The 20,939-nt window shown below is 65.8% G+C and carries 19 protein-coding genes, 1 tRNA gene and 2 pseudogenes; 16 read left to right on the top strand and 6 right to left on the bottom strand.

Annotated elements, in window-relative coordinates:
* Positions 1-137 precede the first annotated feature (137 nt).
* Genes C5F44_RS14560 through arsC form a run of 3 tightly spaced genes read left to right on the top strand, consistent with a single transcriptional unit; the run spans position 138 to position 1,902 of the window.
* Positions 138-461, top strand: coding sequence for an ArsR/SmtB family transcription factor (locus tag C5F44_RS14560; protein WP_107674276.1), 324 nt, complete (start codon positions 138-140; stop codon positions 459-461).
* The gene (gene arsB / locus C5F44_RS14555; RefSeq protein WP_107674275.1) at positions 458-1,477 is read left to right on the top strand and encodes an ACR3 family arsenite efflux transporter; all 1,020 of its coding nucleotides are present in this window, start codon (positions 458-460) and stop codon (positions 1,475-1,477) included. Before C5F44_RS14560 ends, arsB begins: the two co-directional genes overlap by 4 nt.
* Positions 1,474-1,902, top strand: coding sequence for an arsenate reductase (glutaredoxin) (arsC, locus tag C5F44_RS14550; RefSeq protein ID WP_107674274.1), 429 nt, complete (start codon positions 1,474-1,476; stop codon positions 1,900-1,902). Before arsB ends, arsC begins: the two co-directional genes overlap by 4 nt.
* 171 nt (positions 1,903-2,073) lie before the next feature.
* Here the strand turns inward: arsC and C5F44_RS14545 are convergent.
* Positions 2,074-2,163 (bottom strand) — tRNA-Ser (locus C5F44_RS14545).
* A gap of 217 nt (positions 2,164-2,380) precedes the next feature.
* Between C5F44_RS14545 and C5F44_RS14540 the strand changes: the two genes are divergently transcribed.
* The 8 genes and pseudogenes from C5F44_RS14540 to C5F44_RS14505 all read left to right on the top strand — a co-directional run bounded on the left by C5F44_RS14540 (position 2,381) and on the right by C5F44_RS14505 (position 10,076).
* Positions 2,381-3,259 (top strand): DUF2059 domain-containing protein, encoded by an 879-nt coding sequence (locus C5F44_RS14540; protein ID WP_107674273.1) that lies wholly within the window; start codon positions 2,381-2,383, stop codon positions 3,257-3,259.
* Positions 3,260-3,494: 235 nt separating this feature from the next.
* A pseudogene (gene rplU / locus C5F44_RS14535) lies at positions 3,495-3,866 on the top strand (50S ribosomal protein L21); the annotation flags it as partial.
* A 147-nt stretch (positions 3,867-4,013) separates the two neighbouring features.
* Positions 4,014-4,283 carry a 50S ribosomal protein L27 gene (rpmA, locus tag C5F44_RS14530; protein WP_107674271.1) on the top strand — a complete coding sequence of 90 codons (270 nt, stop codon included), beginning with the start codon at positions 4,014-4,016 and terminating at the stop codon, positions 4,281-4,283.
* 127 nt (positions 4,284-4,410) lie between these two features.
* A complete protein-coding gene (locus C5F44_RS14525) occupies positions 4,411-4,968 on the top strand; it encodes a GNAT family N-acetyltransferase (RefSeq protein WP_107674270.1) in 558 nt (185 codons plus the stop codon).
* A 150-nt stretch (positions 4,969-5,118) separates the two neighbouring features.
* Entirely contained in the window at positions 5,119-6,144 is a 1,026-nt protein-coding gene (obgE, locus tag C5F44_RS14520) for a GTPase ObgE (protein ID WP_107674269.1), read from the top strand.
* 11 nt (positions 6,145-6,155) lie between these two features.
* Complete coding sequence (gene proB, locus C5F44_RS14515) at positions 6,156-7,274, top strand: glutamate 5-kinase (protein WP_107674308.1); 1,119 nt, start codon at positions 6,156-6,158, stop codon at positions 7,272-7,274.
* 79 nt (positions 7,275-7,353) lie between these two features.
* Positions 7,354-8,613 carry a glutamate-5-semialdehyde dehydrogenase gene (locus C5F44_RS14510; RefSeq protein WP_107674268.1) on the top strand — a complete coding sequence of 420 codons (1,260 nt, stop codon included), beginning with the start codon at positions 7,354-7,356 and terminating at the stop codon, positions 8,611-8,613.
* Positions 8,614-8,783: 170 nt separating this feature from the next.
* Entirely contained in the window at positions 8,784-10,076 is a 1,293-nt protein-coding gene (locus C5F44_RS14505; RefSeq protein ID WP_107674267.1) for a DUF3422 family protein, read from the top strand.
* A 35-nt stretch (positions 10,077-10,111) separates the two neighbouring features.
* On the opposite strand, the gene C5F44_RS14500 is transcribed toward C5F44_RS14505, so the two are convergent.
* From C5F44_RS14500 to C5F44_RS14480, 5 genes are all read right to left on the bottom strand, one after another.
* On the bottom strand, positions 10,112-11,035 hold the full coding sequence (locus tag C5F44_RS14500; protein ID WP_107674266.1) for an ABC transporter permease: 924 nt from the start codon (positions 11,033-11,035) through the stop codon (positions 10,112-10,114).
* Entirely contained in the window at positions 11,028-12,035 is a 1,008-nt protein-coding gene (locus tag C5F44_RS14495) for an ABC transporter permease (protein WP_107674265.1), read from the bottom strand. Before C5F44_RS14495 ends, C5F44_RS14500 begins: the two co-directional genes overlap by 8 nt.
* 96 nt (positions 12,036-12,131) lie before the next feature.
* Entirely contained in the window at positions 12,132-13,835 is a 1,704-nt protein-coding gene (locus C5F44_RS14490; protein ID WP_107674264.1) for a peptide ABC transporter substrate-binding protein, read from the bottom strand.
* Positions 13,832-14,896, bottom strand: coding sequence for an ABC transporter ATP-binding protein (locus C5F44_RS14485; RefSeq protein WP_107674263.1), 1,065 nt, complete (start codon positions 14,894-14,896; stop codon positions 13,832-13,834). Before C5F44_RS14485 ends, C5F44_RS14490 begins: the two co-directional genes overlap by 4 nt.
* Positions 14,889-15,917, bottom strand: a complete 1,029-nt coding sequence (locus tag C5F44_RS14480; protein WP_107674262.1) for an ABC transporter ATP-binding protein — start codon at positions 15,915-15,917, stop codon at positions 14,889-14,891. Before C5F44_RS14480 ends, C5F44_RS14485 begins: the two co-directional genes overlap by 8 nt.
* Before the next feature lie 241 nt (positions 15,918-16,158).
* Between C5F44_RS14480 and argE the strand changes: the two genes are divergently transcribed.
* The 5 genes and pseudogenes from argE to C5F44_RS18175 all read left to right on the top strand — a co-directional run.
* Positions 16,159-17,316 carry an acetylornithine deacetylase gene (gene argE, locus C5F44_RS14475; RefSeq protein ID WP_107674261.1) on the top strand — a complete coding sequence of 386 codons (1,158 nt, stop codon included), beginning with the start codon at positions 16,159-16,161 and terminating at the stop codon, positions 17,314-17,316.
* On the top strand, positions 17,313-18,656 hold the full coding sequence (locus tag C5F44_RS14470) for an NAD(P)/FAD-dependent oxidoreductase (protein ID WP_107674260.1): 1,344 nt from the start codon (positions 17,313-17,315) through the stop codon (positions 18,654-18,656). The genes argE and C5F44_RS14470 overlap by 4 nt, the downstream gene beginning before the upstream one ends.
* A 105-nt stretch (positions 18,657-18,761) precedes the next feature.
* Positions 18,762-19,928: a M20 aminoacylase family protein gene (locus C5F44_RS14465; protein ID WP_107674259.1), complete on the top strand. Its 1,167-nt coding sequence runs from the start codon at positions 18,762-18,764 to the stop codon at positions 19,926-19,928.
* A 65-nt stretch (positions 19,929-19,993) separates the two neighbouring features.
* The gene (locus C5F44_RS14460; RefSeq protein ID WP_181318282.1) at positions 19,994-20,812 is read left to right on the top strand and encodes a propanediol utilization protein; all 819 of its coding nucleotides are present in this window, start codon (positions 19,994-19,996) and stop codon (positions 20,810-20,812) included.
* Positions 20,812-20,939 (top strand): annotated as a pseudogene (locus C5F44_RS18175) (threonine-phosphate decarboxylase); the annotation flags it as partial. The gene C5F44_RS14460 and the pseudogene C5F44_RS18175, both read left to right, overlap by 1 nt.

The raw sequence follows: 20,939 nt of genomic DNA, 5'->3' as shown, positions 1-20,939 counted from the left end.
CTCTGCCGCTGCTCATGTTTTGTCATGGCACCGAAAGGCGCCCTGCGGGTTCATCCGCTTGTGACCGTCTGCCGGGAAAGCTGTTGCTCAAGTGCAAATAATCGTCTATCGTCGATTTACGATAAAAAGGACGAACCATGCCGTATAGTGACAATGAAATCGCGGAACTGGCGAAGGCGCTGGCGCATCCGGCGCGTCTGCGCATCCTTCGCCTGCTGCTGTCGACACCCGGCTGCATGGGAGGGGACATCGTGGATGCCGTCGGTCTGGCGCAGTCCACGGTGTCGGAACACCTGCGTATCCTCAGGGCCGCGGGGATCATCACCGGCGAGATCGACGGACCCCGCGTCTGTTACGCGCTGAACCCGTCCTCGCTGATTCCTCTGACAACATTCGTTGCCACCCTGAAATCCCCCCCTGGCGATGCCTGCTGTGTGCCCGGGCAAAAGGAAACCACATGAGCCTGTTCGAACGCTGGCTGACCCTATGGGTCGCGCTCTGCATCCTTGCGGGGCTGTTGCTCGGCAATCTGATGCCCGGCCTTTTCGTGTCCCTGGCCAGCCTTGAGTACGCCTCGGTCAATCTGGTCGTTGCCGTGCTGATCTGGGCGATGGTCTATCCGATGATGATCGCCATCGACTTCGGCTCGCTCAAGGATGTCGGGCGGCGGCCGAAGGGGCTGGTGATCACGCTGGTCATCAACTGGCTGATCAAGCCCTTCACCATGGCGGCCTTGGCCGTGCTTTTCTTCAACCATATCTTCGCCGGCCTGATCGACCCGGCGAAGGCCCCGGAATACATTGCGGGCCTGATCCTGCTGGGCGCGGCGCCCTGCACGGCCATGGTCTTTGTCTGGTCACAACTGACGAAGGGCGATCCGAACTACACGCTGGTGCAGGTCTCGGTGAATGATCTGGTCATGGTCGTGGCCTTCGCGCCGATCGTTGCCTTCCTGCTGGGTGTCACCGACATCACAGTGCCCTGGGAAACGCTGATCCTGTCGGTTGTCCTTTACATCGTCATCCCGCTGATCGCCGGAGCGCTGACACGCCGGGCCCTGATGGCGCGCGGCGGCACGGCGGCGGTGTCGGGTTTCACGGCGCGGATCAAGCCCGGCTCAGTCCTTGGCCTCTTGCTGACGGTGGTGCTGCTTTTCGGCTTTCAGGGGCCGATCATCCTTGCGCAGCCGCTTCTGATCGCGCTGCTCGCCGTGCCGATCATCCTGCAGTCCTATGGCATCTTCGCGCTTGGCTATGCCTGGGCCTTTGCCTGGAAACTGCCGCACAAGGTGGCGGGCCCTTGCGCGCTGATCGGGACTTCGAACTTCTTCGAACTCGCGGTGGCCGTGGCCATCGGCCTTTTCGGCCTCAACTCCGGTGCTGCACTGGCCACCGTTGTCGGTGTGCTGGTCGAGGTGCCGGTCATGTTGTCGCTGGTCGCTTTTGTCAACCGCACACGGAACAGGTTTCCAGCATGAGCTTTCCCGTTGTCATCCACCACAACCCCGATTGCGGCACATCGCGCAATGTCCTCGGGATTCTTCAGGCCGCCGGATATACGCCGGTCGTCATCGACTACCTGAAAGAGGGCTGGACCCGGCCGCAGCTTCTGGCGCTGTTTGCCGCCGCCAATGTCACACCGCGCGAGGCATTGCGCATCTCACGCACCCCGGCCGAGGAGATGGGCCTGACTGCGGCAGGCGTAACCGACGACCAGCTTCTGGCCGCCATGGTGGCGCACCCGATCCTGGTGAACCGCCCCATCGTCTGCACACCAAAGGGCGTGCGGTTGTGCCGCCCCTCGGAGGTGGTGCTGGACCTGCTGGACCGGACTCCGCCCGGTCCACTGGCAAAAGAGGACGGACAACTGATCATCGACGCCGAGGGCAGGCGCCTATTCTGACACAGCGGGGGATGGACGACGCCCTGTCGTCTCATCGCGCGTATCCCGCAAGGAACAGAACCGTGCCCAATCGAAACAACACGAAGGAAGGCAGCGCCCGACAATCCGCACGCAGGACAAACCTATTGCCGGCAAGCAAGCTGTTATTCGACCGTCAACGATGGGAAGGAATGGCGGAGAGGGTGGGATTCGAACCCACGGTGGGCGCAAACCCACAACGGTTTTCGAGACCGCCCCGATCGACCACTCCGGCACCTCTCCGCGCTTTCTGGGGGTCGTCGTGGCGGGGATTTAGCGGCCCTTGGGGGCAAGCGCAACCCCGTTTCTCATCCGGATTTGCTGCGGTGCGTTTCCGGCCCCACGCAGCCGTGACGGGGGCGGGGCTTGGCGGCGGGCGCGCGGCGTCCTAGGCTGCGGCGAAGGCTGGTGTTCCGGCCCGCCGGCGCGGGTGCGTGGCCGGCCCCGGTGGAGACCCGCGATGCGCCGATCTGTTACCCTTCTGACCCTGTTGGCTCTGACCGCGCCGCTGCCTCTGGCGGCCGAAGGCACGGCGCCCGGTGCCGCCTTGCCCGCCCCAACGGCCGAAACCGGGAAGGCGGATGCGGCGGCTCTGGCTGCTGTCTTGCAGCTTGATCCGACCTTTGCCCTTCTGGCCGAAGAGGCGCGGCCGCAGGCCGATGCCCTGGAAGAACAGTTCTTTCCCGGGCGCGGCGGGGCGGCCTGGGCCGCCGAGGTGGCAGCCCTTTACGATCCGGCGGTGCTGCGGCCGCGCTTCGACGCGGCCTTTGCCCAAGCCCTGGCCGGGCAGGGGGATGTGATTCCTGCCGCGCTGGCCTTCTACGGTTCGGATCTTGGCCAGCGCATCCTGACGCAGGAAATCGCGGCGCGGCGCGCCATGCTGGATGTGGCCGCAGACGAGGCGGCTGAGGTCGCGGCACAGGACATGCGCGACGCGCGCAGCCCGCGCCTGCGGCTGATCCGCGACCTGATCACCGCGGGCGATCTGCTGGAAAGCGGCGTTGCCGGTGCGCTGAGTGCCGAACTGGCGTTTTCCGACGGGATGGCCGCCGGCAGCCCCGCCGGGGTGCCGCCGCCGCGGGACGAACGGATGCGGCAGGTCTGGGCGGAAGAGCCGTCGATCCGCGGCGAGGTGGGGGCCTGGCTGGTGCGGTTCCTGGTGCTGGCCTATACGCCCCTTAGCGATGAGGAACTGAAACGCTACCTGACCTTCAGCGAAACGCCGGAAGGCCGCGCGGTGACGGCCGCGATCAACGCCGCCATGACCGAAACCATGACCCCGGTGTCCGAGGCGATGGGGCGGCTGACGGCGCGGTTCGCAATCAGCCAGCAGATCTGACCCTGCGGAGGGGGCGCGGCAGGGCGGCGCGCCCGTGCAATGCCTGCTTGACTTCGCCGCCCCCCGACCCGATAAGCGCGCATCTTGCCCGGGGTGCGAATCCCGGGCGGATTTTGTTTTGACACTCGCCCCGGACCGGGGCGCGCTGTCCGAAGGCGGGGCCGGCTGCAAAGGCAGGCCCCCGGAACGCCGGAAACGGGGCCGAAGGACGCGGACGAAGGAAAGGATACGACCCATGTTTGCGGTCCTCAAGACCGGCGGCAAGCAATACAAGGTGCAGGCGGGTGACGTTCTGCGCGTGGAAAAGCTTGACGCTGCCGCTGGCGACAAGATCCAGTTCAACGATATTCTGATGGTGGGCTCCACCGTCGGCGTGCCCTTCGTGGCCGGCGCTGCGGTTCAGGCCGAAGTGATCGACCAGATCAAGGGCGAGAAGACCATCCACTACGTCAAGCGCCGCCGGAAGCATTCGTCGCAGCGCACCAAGGGCCACCGCCAGCACCTGACGCTGGTCCGCGTGACCGACGTGCTGGAAACCGGCGCCGACAAGTCGGGCGTCAAGGTTGCGACCGGCACCGCCGACGCGCGCCGCACCGCGCACGAAGCCCCCGGCGCCGCCAAGGCCGCCGCGAAACCGGCCAAGGCCGCCAAGGCCCCGAAGGCCGAGGCTGCTGTCGAGGCCGTGGCCGTCGAGGCGCCCGCCGAGAAACCGAAGCGCGCCCGCAAGGCCGCGGAAGCGAAGGAGTAATCTCCCATGGCACACAAGAAAGCAGGCGGTTCATCCCGCAACGGTCGTGACAGCGCCGGTCGTCGCCTGGGCGTCAAGCTCTATGGCGGTCAGGCTGCCATTCCGGGCAACATCATCGTGCGTCAGCGCGGCACCACCTTCTTCCCGGGGCAAGGCGTGGGCATGGGCACCGACCATACCATCTTTGCCGTCGTCGAGGGCAAGGTGACCTTCAAGAAGGGCCTCAAGGGCCGCACCTTCATTTCGGTTCTCCCGGTTGCGGAGGCTGCCGAGTAAGCCGAACCTTTACATTCGGAATGTATCGGGGGGATCGGCTGCAAGGCCGGTCCCCCCGGTCATTCTGCCCGAACGCTCTGGCACAGCGGGGACAGGAACCCCACATGTGCTGCCAAGGAGGGACGTCATGGTTGTTGATACGGTTTCGGGTTCCGAAGGGCAGATCGCCGCGGGTCGTTTCATCCTGCGCCCGATGCGGACATCGGATGCGGGGCTGATTGCCCATCATGCCGCTGACCGCCGCGTTGCCGAGGCGACGCAGAACATTCCGCATCCCTTTCCCCCCGGTGCGGCCGAGGCTTTTGTCGCCCGTGCCATCACCCATGAACGCCCCGGGTCCGTCTGGGTGATGGACGGGTCGAAAACCGGGCTGAGCGAGCTTCTGGGGGTGATCAGCCTCAAGCCGATGGAGCCTGCCCGTGGCAAGGCCGGGCAAAGCGAGGTGGCCTATTGGGTGGCGCCGGCCTTCTGGAACACCGGCATCGCATCCGAGGCGGTGCGCGCGCTGGTCGCGGCCAACCCGCTGGCCGACTGCACCTATTTCGCCGAGGTTTTTCAGGACAACCCCGGCAGCGCCCGCGTGCTGACCAACGCAGGCTTCCAGTATCTTGGCGATGCCGAGGCGTTTTCGGTGGCCCGCAATGCCCTGGTGCCAACCTGGACCTATGTCCGCAAACTGGACTAAGGCCGCGCGCGGGGCCGGGCGTGCCCGATTTCCATGGCGAAATCGGCACCATTCCCGACCCGCGCGCCTCTTGTGCGAAATGCGGCACCGCTTGAGACTTTGCCCCTGTTCCTGTATCGCCGCAGCGATCACACCCGAAAGCCCTGACCGATGAAATTCCTCGACCTTGCCAAAGTCTATATCCGCTCGGGCGGGGGCGGGGCCGGTTGCGCCAGCTTCCGGCGCGAGAAGTTCATCGAATTCGGCGGACCGGATGGCGGCGATGGCGGCCATGGCGGTTCGGTCTGGGCCGAGGCGGTGGAGGGGCTGAACACCCTGATCGACTATCGCTACCAGCAGCATTTCTTTGCCAAGAACGGCCAGCCCGGCATGGGCAGCCAGAAGACCGGCCGCAGCGGTGAAGACATCGTTCTGAAGGTGCCGCTGGGAACCGAGATTCTGGACGAGGATGAGGAAACCGTTCTGGCCGACCTGACGGTGGTGGGCCAGCGCATCCGTCTGGCCGAAGGCGGCAACGGCGGCTGGGGCAACCTGCGCTTCAAGACCAGCACCAACCGCGCCCCCGCCCGCGCCAATCCCGGCCAGCCCGGGGTCGAGCGCACGATCTGGCTGCGGCTGAAGCTGATTGCCGACGCCGGGCTGGTTGGCCTGCCGAACGCCGGCAAGTCCACCTTTCTGGCCGCCGTGTCGAACGCCCGGCCCAAGATCGCGGATTATCCCTTTACCACGCTGGTGCCGAACCTGGGCGTCGTGGGCGTGGATGGGCACGAATTCGTCATGGCCGACATCCCCGGCCTGATCGAAGGCGCTTCGGAAGGGCGGGGGCTGGGCACCCAGTTCCTGGCCCATGTCGAACGCTGCAAGGTGCTGCTGCATCTGGTGGACGGCACGTCCTCGACCATCACCAAGGATTACCGCACCATCGTCACCGAGCTTGAGGCCTATTCCGATGTTCTGGGCGACAAGCCGCGGATTCTGGCGCTGAACAAGACCGATGCCATGGACGCGCGCCAGATCAGCGACCGCCGCCGCGCGCTGGAAAAGGCCAGCGGCGGGCCGGTGCATGTGATCTCGGGCGCGGCGGGCAAGGGCGTGCAGGATGTGCTGCGCGCCATCTATGCCCAGATCAAGCGCGAAGACCCCAAACCTTCCGAGGTGCGGCCGTGGCAGCCCTGACGGAAACCCGCATGTCCGCCCCCCAGTCGCCCGATGTACGGGCGGCGCGGCGGCTGGTGGTCAAGATCGGCTCGGCCCTGCTGGTGGACCGCAAGAGCGGGCTGAAACAGGGCTGGCTTTCGGCGCTGGCGATGGACGTGGCCGAGGCCAAGGTGCGCGGCACCGATGTGGTTCTGGTCTCGTCGGGGTCAATTGCGCTGGGGCGCAAGGTGCTGGGTCTGCCCGAAGGCGTGCTGACGCTGGAGCAAAGCCAGGCCGCGGCGGCCGTGGGCCAGATCCGCCTGGCCCGCGCCTATGAGGAAGTGCTGGCCCCGCATGGCATCACCACCGCGCAGGTGCTGGTGACGCTGGAAGACACCGAGGACCGCCGCCGTTACCTGAACAGCCGGGCCACGATGGAAACGCTGCTGGGCCTGGGTGTCGTGCCGATCGTGAACGAAAACGACACGGTGGCCACCGATGAAATTCGCTTCGGCGACAACGACCGTCTGGCCGCCCAGATCGCGGTGACGGTGGGCGCCGATCAGTTGATCCTGCTCAGCGATGTGGACGGGTTCTACACCGCCAATCCCAAGGAAGACCCGACCGCGACCCGCTTCGATCTGGTTGACACCATCACCCCCGAGATCGAGGCGATGGCGGGCGACCCGATTTCCGGCCTGTCCAAGGGCGGCATGAAAACCAAGCTGCTGGCGGCCAAGACGGCGGTTGCCGGAGGCTGCGCCATGGCGGTCATGGAAGGCTCGACCCTGCGGCCGCTGACCGCGCTGGCGCAGGGCGCCAATCGCACCTGGTTTGTAGCTGGCGCCGATCCGCAGCTTGCCCGCAAACGCTGGATCAACGCGATGAAGCCCAAGGGCGAATTGCTGCTGGACGCCGGCGCCGTGACGGCCCTGCGCGCCGGCAAAAGCCTGTTGCCCGCCGGGGTGACGCGCGTCACCGGAACCTTCGGCCGGGGGGAACCCGTGGCGATCCTGTCACCGGAAGGGGCGGTGCTGGGCAAGGGGCTGGTGCGCTATACCAGTGCCGAGGCGAAACAGATCGCCGGTCACCGCTCGGGCGAGATCGAGGCGATCCTGGGCTATCAGGGCCGTGCGGCGCTGGTGCATCGGGACGACATGGTGGTGTGAAGGGCAAATTCCTTCGAAGGAATTTGCAAAAATCTTCGAAGATTTTTGCGGCCAGACGATCAGGCCGGGGAGTGCGGCGATGGACGGGCAATTCGCAGACCTGATGGCGGAAATCGGCGCCAAGGCGCGTGCAGCGGCGGCCGAACTGGCCTTTGCCTCGTCCGAACGCAAGTCGGCGGCGCTGGTTTCGGCGGCCGCCGCGGTGCGCGACCGCGAACAGGAAATCCTGGACGCCAACTGCCTTGATCTGGACTATGGCCGCGACAAGGGTCTGTCGCCCGCGATGATGGACCGGCTGAAGCTGGATTCGCACCGCCTGCGCGGCATCGTGGACGGGCTTCTGGCCGTCGCGGCGCAGAAAGACCCGGTCGGCCGCGTTCTGGCCGAATGGGACCGGCCCAACGGCCTGCATATCCAGCGTGTCGCCACGCCACTGGGGGTGGTTGGCGTGATTTACGAAAGCCGGCCCAACGTGACCGCCGACGCAGGCGCCCTGTGCCTGCAATCGGGCAATGTCGTCATCCTGCGCGGCGGCAGCGAAAGCTTCCATTCGTCCGAGGCGATCCATGATTGCCTGCAACAGGGCCTGCGCGAAGCCGGCCTGCCCGAAGCGGCGATCCAGCTTGTTCCCACCCGCGACCGCGAGATGGTGACCGCGATGCTGCGCGCCACGGACTATATCGACGTGATAGTTCCCCGGGGCGGCAAGGGTCTGGTCGGGCTGGTGCAGCGCGAGGCGCGGGTCCCCGTGTTCGCGCATCTGGAAGGCATCTGCCATGTCTATGCCGACAAGGACGCCGATCTGGAAAAAGCCCGCCGCGTGGTGCTGAACGCCAAGACGCGCCGCACCGGCATCTGCGGCTCGGCAGAATGTCTGCTGATCGACTGGCGGTTCTACACCCAGCATGGCTCCGTGCTGATCGAAGATCTGCTCAAAGCCGGGGTCGAAGTGCGGACCGAGGGCGAACTGCTCAAGATCCCCGGCACCGTCAAGGCCGCGCCCGACGATTTTGGCCGCGAATTCCTGGACATGATCATCGCCGCGAAACTGGTGGATGGCGTGGATGAGGCGATTGCCCATATCCGCAAATACGGCAGCCAGCACACCGAGGCGATCCTGACCGAGAACGACGCCACCGCCGCGCGGTTCTTCGAACGGTTGGACAGCGCCATCCTGATGCGCAACGCCAGCACCCAGTTCGCCGATGGCGGCGAATTCGGCATGGGGGCCGAGATTGGCATCGCCACCGGCAAACTTCATGCGCGCGGCCCGGTGGGGGCCGAACAACTGTGCAGCTTCAAGTATCTGGTCACCGGCAACGGCACCATTCGCAGCTAGGCAAGGCATCGGCGCGGTTTTATGGCCGCCTGATTTCACGGCACTTCCCACCCGCCAGGGCGGGGCAAACCGGCAACACCGTTGCTGCATACCCTTGTATTCCAAGAAAGCTCTGGTCCCCGTGCGGGTGCGCCCCTACCTCATGCTGCACAGCCGCAAGGAAGACCGACATGCCTCCGATCGAGGATCACCCGCAACGCTATGCCACCGTGAACGAGTTGCACGCGCGGCCGTTCCCGTCGCTGACCGTGCCCTGCACGGCGGTGCTGCTGGCGATCAAGCAGCCGGGCAATGCCGCCGGGCGTGACCGGGCGCTGGACCGGATACATCTTCTGGACCTGCTTGCCCGCGAAGGCAGCCCGCAGCCGGCGCCCGAGGCGACGCATTTCTTCGGCACGCTTGGCCGCGCCTCGATGAAATGGGAAAGCCATACCGAGTTCGTCACCTATACCGCCTTCAGCCCCGGCGTTTCGGCCCGCCCCTTCGACCCTGCCGAAGTTGATGTCTTCCCCGAGGACTGGCTGGCCCAGGCCCCCGGCAAGCGGCTGACTTCGGCGGTGATCCGCGTCGAACAGATGCCCGAGGACGAACATGAGATGGTGCGTCAGGCCGAGGCCTGGTTCGTGCCCGAAAGCCTGGCCATGGCCTGGGTGGTGGATCGGACCGCCGTGGTGGCGGGCGATTTCCGCATTGATGCCGCAGGCCAGATCCGCTTTGCCGTCTTCGTGCGGCCGGGCACCAGCGGCCGCCGCGTCGGCCGCATCGTCCAGCGCCTGTGCGAGATTGAAACCTATCGCGCGGTGTCGATGCTGGGTCTCTTGCAGGCCCGCAGCCTGACCTCATCGCTGAACGCGCTTGATCCCAAGCTGTCGGGTCTGGTGCTGGGGCTGGATCACGCCGAACCCTCTCCTGAGGCGGCGTTGCATGATCTGCTGGGTATTTCCGCGGAACTGGAAAGCCTTGCGGTGAAATACACCTTCCGCTTCGCCGGGACGGCGGCCTATGAGGCGATCCTGACCCAGCGGATTCAGGCCCTTCGCGAAGAGCGGATCGAAGGCAAGCAGACCTTCGCCGAATTCATGATGCGCCGCTATGATCCGGCTATGCGCACCGTGCGCGCCACCGAACGCCGCCTTGGCGCGATGGCGGAACGGGCGCAGCGGGCGGCGGAACTGCTGCGGACGCGGGTGGATGTGGAACGCAGCGCCCGCAGCCAGCAACTGCTGAAAAGCATGGACCGCCGGTCCGACCTGCAACTGCGGCTGCAACGCACGGTCGAAGGCCTGTCGGTGGTGGCGATCAGCTATTACGCGGTCAGCCTGCTTGCCTATGCCGCCTATCCGCTGGGCAAGCTGGCTGGGCTGTCGAAGGAAATGCTGACGGCGCTTCTGGTGCTGCCGGTGATCCTGGGCGTCTGGCTGATGGTGCGCCGCATCCGCGACCACCTGCACGACGACGACTGAACCGGCGGGGCAGGGGCCGAAAGGGGGGGCGCGCCTCAGCGCCCCCGGATTCGCGGGTCCAGCGCGTCGCGCAGACCGTCACCGATGTAGTTCACACTGAGCACCGTCAGCGAGATCGCGATGCCCGGCCAGATCACCCGGCTGGGATAGGTGGTCAGGCTGACGTAGCCTTCGTTCAGCAGGCCGCCCCAGGTGGGAAAGTCGGGCGGGAAGCCCAGCCCCAGGAAGGACAGCACGGATTCGGTGATGATCGCGCCGGCAATGCCCAGCGTTGCCGCCACCATCACCGCCGAAACCACGTTCGGCAGGATGTGGCGCAGGATGATCCGCCGTGCGGGCGTGCCGATCGACCGCGCCGCCAGCACGAATTCGCGTTCCTTCAGCGCCAGCACGCTGCCGCGCACGATCCGGGCCGAATGCATCCAGCTTGTCAGCCCGATCCCCAGCACCACCAGAAGGAAGGTGCCCAGCTCGGGCCCGAAGGCGCGCTTCACCAGATTGCCGTAAAGGAACATCAGCACCAGCAGCAGCGGCAGCAGCGGCAGCGACAGGAAAAGGTCTGTCATCCGCATCAGCAGCCCGTCCAGCCGGCGGAAATAGCCTGACAGTACGCCCACCGTGGTGCCGATGAAGATCGACACCAGCATGGCCACCAGCCCCACCGCCAGGCTGACCTTGCCGCCCAGCATCATGCGGGCCAGCATGTCCCGGCCCACCTGATCGGTGCCCAGCGGGTGCGCCCAGCTTGGCGGCTTGTTGCGGCCCAGGATCATCTTGGCGGCGTCCGGGTCAATGTAGGTGCCATCGACGCGCCAGACGAAGGGGCCGATCACCACGAAGGCCACGATCAGCAACAGCACGCACAGACCGGCCATCGCCCCCTTGTGGTGGCGGAACTGGTCCCAGACATCGCGCCATTGGCTGCGCGGGGCCTCGATCACTTGCGTCGCGTCAGTCATAGCGGATCCGCGGGTCAAGGACGCCATACAGGATGTCGGCGATCAGGTTGAAGGTCACGATCAGGATCGCGGTGATGAAGGTGATGGTTTGCACCATCGGCAGATCATTGGCATGGATCGCGCCGATCAGCGCCGCCCCGATGCCGTTGATCTTGAACACCTGCTCGGTCACGATGGCGCCGCCGAAGACGCCAGGCAGCCCCAGCGCGATGATCGTCACGACGGGGATCATCGAGTTGCGGGCGACGTGTTTCAGCACCACCACCCGCTCGCTCATCCCCTTGGCCCGCGCGGTGCGCACATAATCCTGGCTCAGGTTTTCCAGCATCGACGACCGGGTATAGCGGCTGATCTCGGCGGCGTTGTAAAGGCCGAGAACCGCCACCGGCAGGATCATCTGGTGAATCTGCTTCCACAGGCTGCCCCAGTCGGTGATGCGCAAGGTTGTGTCATAGATCGAAGGGAACCATTGCAGCTTGACCGCGAAGATCACGATCAGCACCACCCCGGTAAAGAAGGTGGGTACCGAATAGCCCACCATCGAGACGAAGGTGCCAAGCTGGTCAACCCAGGAATATTGCCGATAGGCCGAATAGATGCCGATGGGCAGGGCGATCAGGATCGCCACCGCATAGGCCGTGCCGATCACCGTCAGTGTCTGCGGCAACCGCTCGATGATGATGTTGAACACGGGCGAGCGCGACGAATAGCTGATGATCCGCTGCGCGCCTTGTGCGTAATCGGTGCCGAAAAGGTAGTCGATGGCATACATCGGCTCGACCCAGAAGAACTGCTTGAGCCAGAGCAGGTAGCGCACATGGAAGGGGGCGTTCACGCCCAGCGATTCCAGGATCTTCGCGCGCACCTCGGGGGGCACGGTCAGAGGAATTTCCGACGCGGGCGAGCCCGGCGCCAGATCGACGAGAAAGAAGATCACCACACTGATCAACAGAAGCGTCGGGATCGCGATGAATAGCCGTCTGAGCACATAAGTCAGCATGGGCGGCGCCTCTGGTCAGCAGTCTGGATGGCCGGAAAAGGATGAAACACGGGGTGCGGAGGATTTCCCCCGCACCCCGCAGGAGATCAGGTCAGATCACTTGATGCGATACCAGTCCGAGGCATTCCACAGCTCGGAATCCCAGGTGTTCAGCACCGCGCCGCCCAGCGTGTTGGACGCCGCCGACAGACGGCCACGGTCCACCAGCGGAACCACGACATAGCTGTCCTTGGTCAACATCTCGTTCAGCTTCTTGGCGATCTCGCCGCGCTTGGCCATGTCGGCGGTCACCGACAGTTCCTTCACCAGCGCGTCATAGGCCGGGTCGCAGAAGCGGTTGATGTTTTCGCCCTGCCACTGGTTGTCCGGGCCCGGGATCTTGTCGCACAGGTATTGCGCCAGATAGGGCTCGGGATCGGTGCCGTCGAAGTTGTTGGCGTACATTTCCACGTCGGCATAGAACTTCTGGAAGGTATCGGGCGAACCCGCATCGCCGCCGAAGAAGACCGAAGCGTCAACCTGTTTCAGCTCGACTTCCACGCCGATGGATTCCCACCAGGACTTGATCACGGCCTGGAAGTCCTGACGGACCGGGTTGACCGAGGTCTGATACAGGATGTGCAGCTTCTTGCCATCCTTGTCGCGGATGCCGTCGCCGTCGGTGTCCTTCCAGCCGGCTTCATCCAGCAGCGCCTTGGCGCCTTCGATGTCCTGCGCGATGCAGTCGGTGTTGGCGCTGGCATAAAGCTCGGGCGCGGGCACCAGGTTGCAGGTGGCGCGGCCGGCCTTGCCATAGCCGATGTCCACCAGCGTTTGCCGGTCAATCGCCATCGACAGCGCCTTGCGGACGCGGATGTCGGTCAGGAACGGGTGCGGATGCTTGGTGGTCGAACGCTCACCCTCGGCCAGGTCGGGCGAGGGGTCGGTCAGGTTCATCTCGACCCGCTCGACCAGCGTGCCATAGCCGTTCAGGAACACGCCCTTGCCGCCGGCAGCCATCTGTTCCTGCTGCTCGGGGTTGATCTGGGTGTTCCAGGCATAGTCGAACTCGCCGGTTTCCATCACGGCGCGGGCCGCGGCCTGCGCATCGCCGCCACCCTTCACCGTCATCGTGGCGAAGGCGGGCTTGGCCGGATCGCGGTAGTTCGGGTTGGCTTCCAGTTGCACAACGTCGTTGACCTTGAAGTCAACAACCTTGAACGGGCCGGTGCCGATGGGCTTGAAGTTCTGCTCGGTGCAGGTCGACGCGGCGGCGCCAAGGCAGTTGGCGAATTGCGCGGCCTGCAGGATGGGCGAGGTGGCGCCGACAAAGGCGGTATAGGGATTGGGCTTCGGATCGGTGAAGTTGATGACCACGGTCAGGTCATCGGGCGTCTCGATCGAGGCGATGCCTTCATAGCGCGCAGCCTGGGCGCAGCCACCGTCGGGATGGGTGCAGTATTCGTAGGTGAACTTGGCATCCTTCGAGGTGACGGCGGTGCCGTCCGACCACAGCAGGCCCGGCTTCAGCTTCCAGGTGATCTGCTTCAGGTCTGCGGACACGCCGCCGTTTTCGACGGTCGGGATGCTTTCCACGAGACGGGGAATGACTTCGCCCTTCTCGTTGAAGCCAGCCAGGCCTTCCAGCACCAGCGAGCCGACTTCAACGTCCTTGGTGCCGGACGAAAGATAGGCGTTCAGGGTCGAAGGCGCCTGCCAATAGAGCACGTTCACATGGCCATCGGCACCGCGCTCCGCAAAGGCGGCGGGCGCAAAGGCCACAAGTGCGGCAGCGCCCAGAAGGGCGGTTCTCATCTTCATTTCGAAGCTCCTTGTTGGTTGTGCTCGATTCTTGCCTCGGGCACGCCGGTTGTCCCAGCGGTCGTCTTGTCGCTGAACAGGTGGCAGGCGACGAAACGCCCGGGCTCCACCTCTTGCAGATCGGGCTTCACTTGCCGGCACAGGTCAAAGACCCTGGGGCAGCGGGTGCAGAAATTGCAGCCTTGCGGCGGATTGGCGGGCGATGGCACATCGCCCTTGAGAATGATGCGGTTGCGCCGCGCGGCCAGTTCGGGATCAGGCTCGTTCACCGCCGAAAGCAGCGCCTCGGCATAGGGGTGCAGCGGACGGGAATACAGGTCTTTCGAAGGCGACAGCTCGGCGATGCGGCCCAGATACATGACCGCCACGCGGTCGGCCAGGTGGCGCACCATCGACAGGTCATGGCTGATGAACAGATAGGTCAGCCCCAGCCGTTCCTGCAGGTCTTCCAGCAGGTTCACCACCTGCGCCTGGATCGACACGTCCAGCGCGGCAATGGGTTCGTCGCAGACAATGAACTTGGGGTTCAGCGCCAGCGCGCGGGCAATGCCGATGCGCTGCCGTTGTCCACCGCTGAATTCGTGCGGATAGCGGTTGGCGAAGCGGCGGTTCAGCCCGACCTGATCCATCAGCTCATAGATCCGCTGGGTCTTTTCGGCGCGGCTCATGCTGGTGTGTTCGTCAAGCGGCTCACCTATGATGCCGGCCAGTGTCATCCGCGGGTTCAGGCTGGCCTGCGGGTCCTGGAACACCATCTGCATGGTCGGCCGCTTCTGGCGCAGCTTTTCGGCCGACAGATGCGCCACATCCTCACCGTCGATGATGACGCGGCCGGCGGTCGGCTCGTACAGCCGCAGCAGCGCGCGGCCCACGGTCGATTTTCCGCAACCGGATTCGCCCACCAGCCCCAGCGTTTCGCCAGGAAGGATGTCGAAGCTCACCCCGTCCACCGCCTTCACGTCGCCGGTATGGCTGCGGAACAGGCCGGTGTAGATCGGGAAGTGCATTTTCAGCCCTTCCACCCGCACCAGCGGTTCAGGTTGCCGGGATGCGTCAAGCATGGGCGGTCTCCCGTGCAGCGGGGGCAGGGGCCTGCCAGTGACAGGCCACGTCATGGCCCTGACCCACCTCGCGCCCGTCCACCGCGCGGCGCAGCGGGTTTTCGGCATTGCAGCGGTCGTGCCGGTATTCGCAGCGTTCGCGGAACGGGCAGGCCGAAGGTGCGGCCGACAGCATGGGCGGCTGCCCCTCGATCACCTTCAGCCGGGCCTCGCGTTCGCCGCTGATCTTGGGAATCGTCTTCAGCAGCGCGCGGGTATAGGGGTGCTGCGGGTTGGCGAACAGCTCACGCACAGGCGCCTGTTCCACCACCTGCCCGCCATACATCACCATCACCCGGTCCGCGATGCCGGCGATCACGCCCAGATCATGGGTGATCCAGATGATGGCCATGCCCAGCTTGGCGCGCAGTTCCTTGACCAGTTCCAGAATCTGCGCCTGGATCGTGACATCCAGCGCCGTGGTCGGTTCGTCCGCGATCAGAACATCCGGGTCGCAGGCCAGCGCGATGGCGATCATCACCCGCTGCCGCATCCCGCCGGAAAACTGATGGGGAAAGGCCTTCAGCCGCTTGCGGGCATCGGGGATACCCACCAGTTGCAGCAGTTCCACCGCCCGCGTTTCGGCTGCTGCCTTGCTCAGGCCCATATGCTTGCGCAGGGCCTCGGTGATCTGCATTCCCACGGTGAACACCGGGTTCAGGCTGGTCATCGGGTCTTGAAAGACGAACCCCACCTTGCCGCCACGCACATCGCGCAGTTCGTCTGCCCCCATCTGCAAGAGGTCGCGCCCGTTCAGCAGCACCTCGCCCGCCCGAATTTCGGCAGGCGGCGCCGGCAGAAGACGCAGGAGCGACATCATGGTGACCGACTTGCCGGAGCCGCTTTCCCCCACAACGCCCAAAAGCTCACCACGTTGAAGGTGAAAGCTCACGTTGTTTACCGCATGAACCTCACCCGTCCGGGTGCGGAACACGGTCTTGAGGCCCCTGACTTGAAGGACAGGCTTCGCCCCATTGGGCATGGACAACTCCCCAGACACGTCTTGTTATTGTTTTTTATATCGTTTTTCGGCAGGGCAATGCGGTAGGGCATCGCCCGTTCCGCCAACCTTTCCCGATTTTCGAATTGGTATCAATCCCGTTTTCGGGGAACGTTTCCAGCATTGATTGCGGGCGTTTTGCAAGGTTTGCCCTGCACAATGCCAGATATTGACACTTCCATTCCCGCTGGCGAGGGTGACCACCATATATGGGAGTCTCAGGATGGATGAGCTGACGCCACGTCAGATTCTTGACCAGTTGGTTGCGTTTCCCACGGTGTCCACAAGCTCGAATCTCGCGCTGGTCGACTGGCTGGAAGGCTATCTGACCGCGCAAGGGGCGCGCTGCTTCCGGCACTGGAACGAAGATCACACCAAGGCCGCGCTGATCGCGCACGCCGGACCGTGGGTTCCGGGGGCCGTTGTGCTGTCGGGTCATTCCGATGTCGTGCCCGTCGAAGGCCAGCCCTGGACCTCGGACCCCTGGACCGTGACCGAACGGGACGGGCGGCTTTATGGGCGCGGAACCTGCGACATGAAGGGCTTTGTCGCCCTTGCCGCCTGGGCCGTGGCCCGCGCGGCGCGCAACGGAACGCTCCGCCCGCTGCAACTGGCGCTGAGCTATGATGAGGAGATCGGCTGCACCGGCGCCCCGCCGATGATCCGCACCATGCAGGAGGTGGTGCCGAAAGGCAGCGCGGCCATCATCGGCGAACCCAGCCTGATGAAGCTGATCACCGGCCACAAGGGGGGCGTCGGCTTCCATGTTCATGTCAAGGGCTTCGAGGTTCACTCCTCGCTCCTGCCCGAAGGTGTCAGCGCGGTGATGGAAAGCGCGCATCTGATGCAGTGGGTCAATGCGCGCAACGCCGAAATCCAGGCCGCGGTGCCCAGCCCGGTTGCCGGCCAGTTCCGCCCGCCCTTCACCACCCTGCACATCGGCCAGATCCACGGCGGCACGGCGCATAACATCACCGCCGCAGATTGCCGCTTCGCGGTGGAAATGCGCGTTGTGCCGGACGAAGACCTTGAAGCCCATGCTGGTGCGTTCACCGACCGGGCAGAAGACCTGCACGCCACGCTGAAGTCCCGCCGTCCCGAGGCCGGCGTTTCTGTGGAAAGGTTTTTCAATGTGCCCGCGCTCAAGCCGGAAGACGGGGGCGAGGCGGAAATGCTTGTTCGCAGCCTGACCGGCGACAATGCCACGGGCGTGGTCAGTTACGGCACCGAGGCGGGGCAGTTTCAGGCCGAGGGGTATTCCGCCGTGGTCTGTGGTCCGGGCGACATTGCCCAGGCCCACCAGCCCGATGAATATCTGGAACTGTCCGAGTTCGAGGCCGGCAAGGATTTCATGGACCGCCTGCTTCTGGCCTGCGCATGACCTTTCCCATCCACGACGCAAGCCCCGTCCGCTTTCCGGGCCCGCTGCCCGCCGCCGCCGATGTCGTCATCATCGGCGGCGGCGTCGTGGGGGTGATGACGGCCTGGTTCCTGGCCGAGCGCGGGCTGAGCGTGACGCTGTGCGAAAAGGGCCGCATCGCCGGAGAACAGTCCAGCCGCAACTGGGGCTGGGTGCGCCAGCAGGGCCGCGATCCGGGCGAATTGCCGATCATGGTGGAATCGCTGCGCCTCTGGAAATCGCTTGCGCAGGAACTGGGGCAGGGCTTGGGCTTCCGGCAGACCGGCGTTCTTTATCTTGCCGACACCGCCGAAGAGATGGCCGGGTATGAGGGCTGGTTGACCCATGCCCGCGCCCATGACGTGGACAGCCGCATCCTGAGCCGTGAAGAGGTGGCCGCGATGATCCCGCAGGCGGCGGCAGGCTGGAAGGGCGGACTCTGGACGGCCTCGGACGCCCGGGCCGAGCCTTGGGCGGCGGTGCCGCTGCTGGCCGAAGGCGCGGTGCGGCGGGGCGTGACCATCGTGGAAAACTGCGCCGTCCGCGCGCTGGACATCGCGGCCGGCCGGGTGGCGGGGGTTGTCACCGAACGGGGCCGTATCCGGGCGGGCCGGGTGCTGGTCGCCGCAGGCGCCTGGTCGCGGCTGTTCCTTGGCGCGCATGGGGTGAAGATTCCGCAACTTGCGGTGCTGGCCTCGGTTGCCGCCACGGCGCCGCTGCCGATGGTGTTTGACGGCGCAGCCTGCGATTCCCGCTTTGCCTTCCGCCGCAGGGCCGATGGCGGCTATTCGATCGCGCCCTCGGATCACCATGATTTCTTCCCCGGTCGCGATGCCTTTGCCAGCCTGCGCAGCTTCCTTCCGGTGCTGCGTCAGGATTTCCGCACCACCCGCTTCCGCCCCTTCGCGCCGAAAGGGTATCCTGATGCCTGGGGCACGCCGCGCCGCTGGTCGCCCGACGAGGTTTCGCCGTTCGAACGGATGCGGATCTTGAACCCCGCGCCCAATGCCGCCGTGGTGGAGCGGCTGCGTGACGATTTCGCCCGCACCTTCCCGGCGCTGGGCCGCCCGGACCTGACCGCCGCCTGGGCCGGCATGATCGACACCATGCCCGATGTGGTGCCGGTGGTGGACCACATCGCCGCCATTCCCGGCCTGACGGTTGCCACGGGGATGAGCGGGCATGGTTTCGGCATCGGCCCCGGCATGGGGCGCGTGGTGGCCAGCCTTGTGGCCGGCGATGCCCCCGGCCACGATCTGTCGCGCTTCCGCTTCTCGCGCTTTTCCGACGGTACGAAGCTGGCACCAGGGCCCAGTCTGTAACACGGCAGTGGCCCGGGCCGCTGCGCGCCCCGGATTTTGCGGCTTCCCCCCTTGCCGTGGGGCTGTGGCCGGTTCAACCTTGCCCTGCAAAAGGAGACACGCCCCATGCCCGTCAAGAACCGTTTCGCCGAACTGCTGCCCGAAATCACCGCCTGGCGCCGCGACTTTCACGAACATCCCGAACTTCAGTTCGATGTGCATCGCACCGCCGCCCGCGTGGCCGAGTTGTGCCGGGGGTTCGGCTGCGACGAGGTGGTCGAAGGTGTGGGGCGCACCGGCGTGGTGGCGGTGATCAAGGGGAAAACCGACAGCAAGGGCCGCGTCATCGGCCTGCGGGCGGATATGGACGCGCTGCCGATCATTGAACAGACCGGCTTGCCCTATGCCTCAAAAACGCCGGGCAAGATGCACGCCTGCGGCCATGACGGCCATACCGCCATGCTGCTGGGCGCGGCCCGCTATCTGGCCGAGACACGCAATTTCGATGGCACGGTCGTCTGCATCTTCCAGCCCGCCGAAGAGGGCGGCGGCGGGGGCCGCGAAATGGTGGCAGATGGCATGATGGACCGCTGGAACGTGCAGGAGGTGTACGGGATGCACAACATGCCGGGCATCCCGGTCGGTCATTTCGCCATTCGCCCCGGCTCGCTCATGGCCGCCGCCGACCAGTTCGAGATCACCGTCACCGGCAAGGGCGGCCATGCCGCCAAGCCGCATGAATGTATCGACTCCACCGTTGTTGCCGCCCATATCGTGGTGGCGCTGCAAACCATCGCAAGCCGCAACGTGGACCCGATGAAGCAGGTTGTCGTCTCGGTCTGCACGGTGGAAACCGACAGCCCGGCGCATAACGTGATTCCGCAGACGGTGAAGATGCGCGGCACGGTGCGGACGCTTGACCCCAAGGTGCAGGATTTCGTGGAAACCCGGCTGGGCCAGATTGTCGAAGGCACGGCGCTGGCCCTGGGCGCACGGGCCGAGGTGGCCTATACCCGGGGCTATCCCGTCACCGTCAACGCCCCCGAGAATACCGCCTATGCGGTCGAGGTGGCCCGGGCCGTGTCGGGGCAGGTCGATCCCGACACGCCGCCGCTGATGGGGGCCGAAGACTTCAGCTTCATGCTGAACGCGCGGCCGGGTGCCTATATCTTCCTTGGCAACGGCGATACGGCCAGCGTCCACCACCCGGCCTACAACTTCGACGACAATGCGATTCCGTTCGGGGCAAGCTGGTATGCGGGCATGGCCGAGGCGCGGATGCCGGCGGCCTGATCGGGCGTTCTGACGCGCAGGCATGGGCTTGGCCGCGCCGCGCCGTGGGCCTAAGAGGCGCGGCCATGGCCATGCGCGAACCGATCACCGTTGCCGGACATTTCGGCGAACTGCTGCAAGGCCGGCTTGGGCCGGCGGGGCGCGTGGCGCTGATCACGCTGCCATGCCCGGTGCTGGTTGCGCAGGTGTCCTGCGGACCGGGCCCGTTCGGCCTGCACCGGCCCGCCTGCGCCGCGCCGCTTTCGCTGTCGGCGGCGCGGCGGCTGCTGGCCTCGGTCGGCCGTCCGTTACGCGGTCGCTACGTTCTGCGCTGCACGATGCCGCTGGGGGCGGGGGCCGGCGCCTCGACCGCGGTACGGGTCGCGCTGCTGCGGGCGGCGGGCGAAACCGATCCATTGCGCATCGCGGCGGCCTGCTTTGCCAGTGAAGGCGCATCGGACCCGCTGATGTTCGACGCGCCCGAACGGCTGCTTTGGGCCTCGCGCGAGGGGCATGTGCTGGCGCGGGGGCCAGCCCTGCCGCGCATGGCCGTGATCGGCGGCTTCTTCGGCCCGCCCCGCCGCACTGATCCGCGCGATATGGCGTTTCCCGACATCACCGATCTGGTGCAGGGCTGGGGGGCGGCATCGGGCGATCTGCCCGCGCTGGCACGGTTGGCCAGCCAGTCCGCCGCGCGCTGCCTGGCGCTGCGCGGCCCCGCCGAAGATCCGACGGCGGCGCTGGCCCTGCGATTGGGCGCCTTGGGCTGGTCTGCGGCGCATACCGGCTCGGCGCGGGCGCTTCTGTTCGGGCCGCGTGGCGTGCCGCCAGGGGCCGAGGCGGCCTTGCGCGCGGCCGGTTTTGGCGGGATCACCCGCTTCACCATTGGCGGACAGGGGCACTGATGCGCGATCACGGTGGAAATCTGGATGCGGCCAAGGCGCGGTTCGGCGGCACTGGCCCCTGGGTGGACCTGTCCACCGGAATCAACCGGCTGCCCTGGCCGATGCCCGCGCTGACCGCTGACGCGCT

Origin of the sequence: Fuscovulum blasticum DSM 2131 (genome assembly GCF_003034965.1) — a bacterium.
Taxonomy (GTDB): Bacteria; Pseudomonadota; Alphaproteobacteria; order Rhodobacterales; family Rhodobacteraceae; genus Pseudogemmobacter; species Pseudogemmobacter blasticus.
The sequence above is the reverse complement of the archived record's forward strand: the minus strand, read 5'-3'. Positions and strand labels throughout refer to the sequence as shown.

What these genes read in the sequence shown, in the direction of transcription:
- C5F44_RS14560 (WP_107674276.1), top strand. Translation starts at nt 138, where the DNA reads ATGCCGTATAGTGACAATGAAATCGCGGAACTGGCGAAGGCGCTGGCG.
- arsB (WP_107674275.1), top strand. Translation starts at nt 458, where the DNA reads ATGAGCCTGTTCGAACGCTGGCTGACCCTATGGGTCGCGCTCTGCATC.
- arsC (WP_107674274.1), top strand. Translation starts at nt 1,474, where the DNA reads ATGAGCTTTCCCGTTGTCATCCACCACAACCCCGATTGCGGCACATCG.
- C5F44_RS14540 (WP_107674273.1), top strand. Translation starts at nt 2,381, where the DNA reads ATGCGCCGATCTGTTACCCTTCTGACCCTGTTGGCTCTGACCGCGCCG.
- rpmA (WP_107674271.1), top strand. Translation starts at nt 4,014, where the DNA reads ATGGCACACAAGAAAGCAGGCGGTTCATCCCGCAACGGTCGTGACAGC.
- C5F44_RS14525 (WP_107674270.1), top strand. Translation starts at nt 4,411, where the DNA reads ATGGTTGTTGATACGGTTTCGGGTTCCGAAGGGCAGATCGCCGCGGGT.
- obgE (WP_107674269.1), top strand. Translation starts at nt 5,119, where the DNA reads ATGAAATTCCTCGACCTTGCCAAAGTCTATATCCGCTCGGGCGGGGGC.
- proB (WP_107674308.1), top strand. Translation starts at nt 6,156, where the DNA reads ATGTCCGCCCCCCAGTCGCCCGATGTACGGGCGGCGCGGCGGCTGGTG.
- C5F44_RS14510 (WP_107674268.1), top strand. Translation starts at nt 7,354, where the DNA reads ATGGACGGGCAATTCGCAGACCTGATGGCGGAAATCGGCGCCAAGGCG.
- C5F44_RS14505 (WP_107674267.1), top strand. Translation starts at nt 8,784, where the DNA reads ATGCCTCCGATCGAGGATCACCCGCAACGCTATGCCACCGTGAACGAG.
- C5F44_RS14500 (WP_107674266.1), bottom strand. Translation starts at nt 11,035, where the DNA reads ATGACTGACGCGACGCAAGTGATCGAGGCCCCGCGCAGCCAATGGCGC.
- C5F44_RS14495 (WP_107674265.1), bottom strand. Translation starts at nt 12,035, where the DNA reads ATGCTGACTTATGTGCTCAGACGGCTATTCATCGCGATCCCGACGCTT.
- C5F44_RS14490 (WP_107674264.1), bottom strand. Translation starts at nt 13,835, where the DNA reads ATGAAGATGAGAACCGCCCTTCTGGGCGCTGCCGCACTTGTGGCCTTT.
- C5F44_RS14485 (WP_107674263.1), bottom strand. Translation starts at nt 14,896, where the DNA reads ATGCTTGACGCATCCCGGCAACCTGAACCGCTGGTGCGGGTGGAAGGG.
- C5F44_RS14480 (WP_107674262.1), bottom strand. Translation starts at nt 15,917, where the DNA reads ATGCCCAATGGGGCGAAGCCTGTCCTTCAAGTCAGGGGCCTCAAGACC.
- argE (WP_107674261.1), top strand. Translation starts at nt 16,159, where the DNA reads ATGGATGAGCTGACGCCACGTCAGATTCTTGACCAGTTGGTTGCGTTT.
- C5F44_RS14470 (WP_107674260.1), top strand. Translation starts at nt 17,313, where the DNA reads ATGACCTTTCCCATCCACGACGCAAGCCCCGTCCGCTTTCCGGGCCCG.
- C5F44_RS14465 (WP_107674259.1), top strand. Translation starts at nt 18,762, where the DNA reads ATGCCCGTCAAGAACCGTTTCGCCGAACTGCTGCCCGAAATCACCGCC.
- C5F44_RS14460 (WP_181318282.1), top strand. Translation starts at nt 19,994, where the DNA reads ATGGCCATGCGCGAACCGATCACCGTTGCCGGACATTTCGGCGAACTG.